This is a genomic window from Pseudanabaena biceps PCC 7429 (assembly GCF_000332215.1).
Classification (GTDB): Bacteria; Cyanobacteriota; Cyanobacteriia; order Pseudanabaenales; family Pseudanabaenaceae; genus Pseudanabaena; species Pseudanabaena biceps.
The window spans coordinates 1-3,294 of record NZ_ALWB01000332.1 but is presented as its reverse complement, the minus strand read 5'-3'; the positions used below and the strand labels follow the sequence as shown (position 1 = coordinate 3,294).

Sequence of the window (3,294 nt, the reverse complement as noted above, 5' to 3'; positions counted from 1 at the left end):
AAATCAAATCCACCATCGGTAACAGAATTAATCACCTGAGATACCTTGAGTTGTAAAAGCTCCAAATTAGACATCGCATCAGGAGTAATATCCCCAGACTTAATTAGAGTATGGGAAATATCACCCAGATCAAAATCCGACAAAAAGTAAATAACATCACCCTGATTAAAGCGATCGCCCGCCTTCCTGCCAAAACACTGCATAACGGTAGCCAAAATATGGCGATCGATAAACGCCGCAAAAGCAGGATCTTTATCCACAGGATGTAACCCCGTCATCGCCACATAATCAGCACGAAGCATCGCAATATTGGCACAGGGAGTCCCGACAATTACAAAGGTTTTGGCATCTTTAAAATCATTAGAACCACGAGAATCGCGGAACCAAAAACCATCTTGACTCTTGGCAAACTTTTTAAAATCAATCACCCTAGTAGTGGGATCAAGATTGACAAGATGAGCAATAATCGCCTCAACCTTAGCCATCTTTTCCTCACGACGCTGCAACCCCAAACGCCCCAGATTATGCACCTGAAAAATCGGCGGTATCACCAATTCACCAGCTTGCTTAATCCTATGAACAGGAGCATCAAGCCGCATTTCCAGATCAGTCACATCAATCGTCGCATCCAGATAAAGATTAGCCACCGACCTATGAGCAATATCGCGCAAGCGCTCATCCAAAAGAGACACCGTTAACCGCTCATATTGAATATGCAAATCCCCATGAGCGATCGCCCCAGTAAGAATATCCAAAAACTCAACCAACCACTGCTTCAAAACCTCACGGTCAATCTTCTTCTCAATTTCATGACTATTAAGAGTAGTCGCGTGCTTCAGCAAAGAATTAACCCTAGCCAACTCGCGCTTATCCCTACCCTTAACATTTTCAAACTCAGAATCTGCAATCCCATCAACCGTATCCAGAATTGAGAGATCTGGTTTTAGCAAATCCGCCAGCAAAGTCGTATCAATAATTTCAGGAATAGCAGACTTAATCCCATGAAAATCCAGACCATGATAGGACTTATCAGCCAATAACCCATGCAACTTATTTAGAACATCAATGATTTGCTGCTTATGGACAAGACTAGAGCGAGAAATCACAGCGATCGCCCGATCTACATCCTCACGACCAACCGAAATCTGACGCATCGTTGTCAAACTTTCTGACACCTCCTCCCATACCAGCAAAGTTTTCGAGTAATCAAACTCAGCGGGACTAGGCAAACTCATTGGGTGTGATCGCAGGATTTTAGAATTAAAAGCGATCGCCCGTTTATGCTTAAAGCCAAACCCATCACCCGAACTACCACGGCAAGCATTGAGTAAAGGGCAAGTCTCGCAAATAATCTTGGTATCAGCGATCGCCTTGTCGCGCAGAGCAGCGATCGCCCCAGTACGAGAGCAATTTGCCTGAGTATCTAAAGACTCGCCCGACTTAGCACGACGTAATTTCCCTGATTTATGAGTCAAGCCATTGTGACGAGCAGGCAGAATCGCCCAATCCTGCAAAGTGGAAGTTGTAACATTGCGCGAATCATTAGATATATAGATGATCCTTTCAACACCATCAAATAAATCAGGACGTAAGCGCCCCGCATCATAGCTTTTACCCGTACCCGTCGCTGAAGCATCAAGGACATGTTTGTGAGTTAATAATGAATCTCGCCAAGTTTCTAGCCTTTTTCCTGACTCATATTCAAATTGGGGTAATGACGATTGAAGCGATCGCTTAACCTTATTAGCAAAACCCTTAGCCTTATCTTTCGGAAAAATCTTATCCTTCAACCACTGGAACGGTGAAAATTTAGGCTTAGGCTGATAATTAGCAATTTGGAAAAACTGCTCAACTGTCAAAAGCTGAATTGTTGCATCAATAGATAGTTCATCAATATCATTGTCAGTTTTAGCAACCTGACCCCACCAGAGAACATCAACTGCAAAATCTAGCTCAGCCAGAAAATCAAGATTTTTCTCATGGCGACGCATCACTGAGGGGTTCGCAGTATCACCCGCATCGATCGCATATTCCAACCGAGTCACATCAGGCTTAGCCCCAATCTCGTCAAGGTAACTTTGTAAAGTTTCTTTACTAGCCACAAACTGACCGCCCGAAGCACCGATCGCCACACAATCCCGCCGTTTAGCCGCAAGATAGGGCTTAACGCCTGTCCCTTCAACTAAAACTACACGCTGACAATTAACCTGAACATCACCATGAAAGGCGAGGGGTAATTCCCCATTTTGCTGCTGTGCCGAGATTCCAAAAGGTTTATGCCAACGATAGCGACCTGAATTTGCATCACGTAAACGGATTTGAAAACCGAGAATTTTGCCATCAGGATTCTTAATTGGCAGAATATAGCCAGAATTAGTTGATTTAGCTCCCAGATTTTTGATTTCAGCATCAGACAAGCCACGACTTACTAAATCAGTCTTATCTAAACTTTCTAGATCAAGTTTGTGTAAATAACCTTGATAAAGGCGATCGCGCTGGACAGCATCGGGCAACTTCGCCAACCCATCCCGCTTCGCCTTTTGTTGCGCAATCCGTAGTTTTAAATTTCTGTCACGACGTTCTTGACGATCCGAATCGGCTTCGGGGTGTTTTCTAACATATTTACCCGCAAAGTAACTGCCATTGGTTTCGCCCAGATATTTCCAGTCCGCCAGACTGACATCGCTGGGATGGGTCATGCAGAGGACAAAATCTTGGTTATCGGAGGCAACTCGACATTTACCTTTGATGTCATCGCAGATTGGGCAAGGATTATTCGACTTAGTTGGTGAAAACTTTCTGGAAGAATACTGGTTATTTAAGGAAGTCATTATTTTTGACCTCCTCGATGCTTGCCAAAGAAGATCTCAACAAAGATCTGCTCCTGCAAGAGATACAAATTTAAAAACATCTAGATTGTCCTGATTGTAGTATTTGTAGCGACTTCAATCAGAAAACAGACAGATTTTTTGAATTCAGTTCAATAATTAATTATTGGCTTTTGCAAAAAATTAAAAAAATTCGCAGCAAAAACTATTGCTAAACTTATATCTTGCGTTAAGATATAAGAAAGCACTGAACAAAATTGCCGCTCAAAGCAACGCCTGTCCATTTTCGGATATTAAATTTAATAGATACCTTCAGGTAGTCAAAGAGCTAGTGGTTCCAAGCACTGGCTTTTTTGATGTCTAAAGGTAGAAAACTAGGTAAGTAATCTCCTGTAGATAAAAAACTGCAATTTAAGCATACATCGATCACTCTAGATCTGATCTAATAAAAGATACAAAAAAGATC

Annotated in this window: 1 protein-coding gene; it reads right to left on the bottom strand. The window is 42.4% G+C overall.

Annotated features, from left to right (window positions below; all coding sequences use genetic code 11):
• Positions 1–2,831: hypothetical protein (locus PSE7429_RS21840; protein WP_009629554.1), on the bottom strand; the 2,831-nt coding region annotated here is incomplete at its 3' end.
• Positions 2,832–3,294 lie beyond the last annotated feature (463 nt).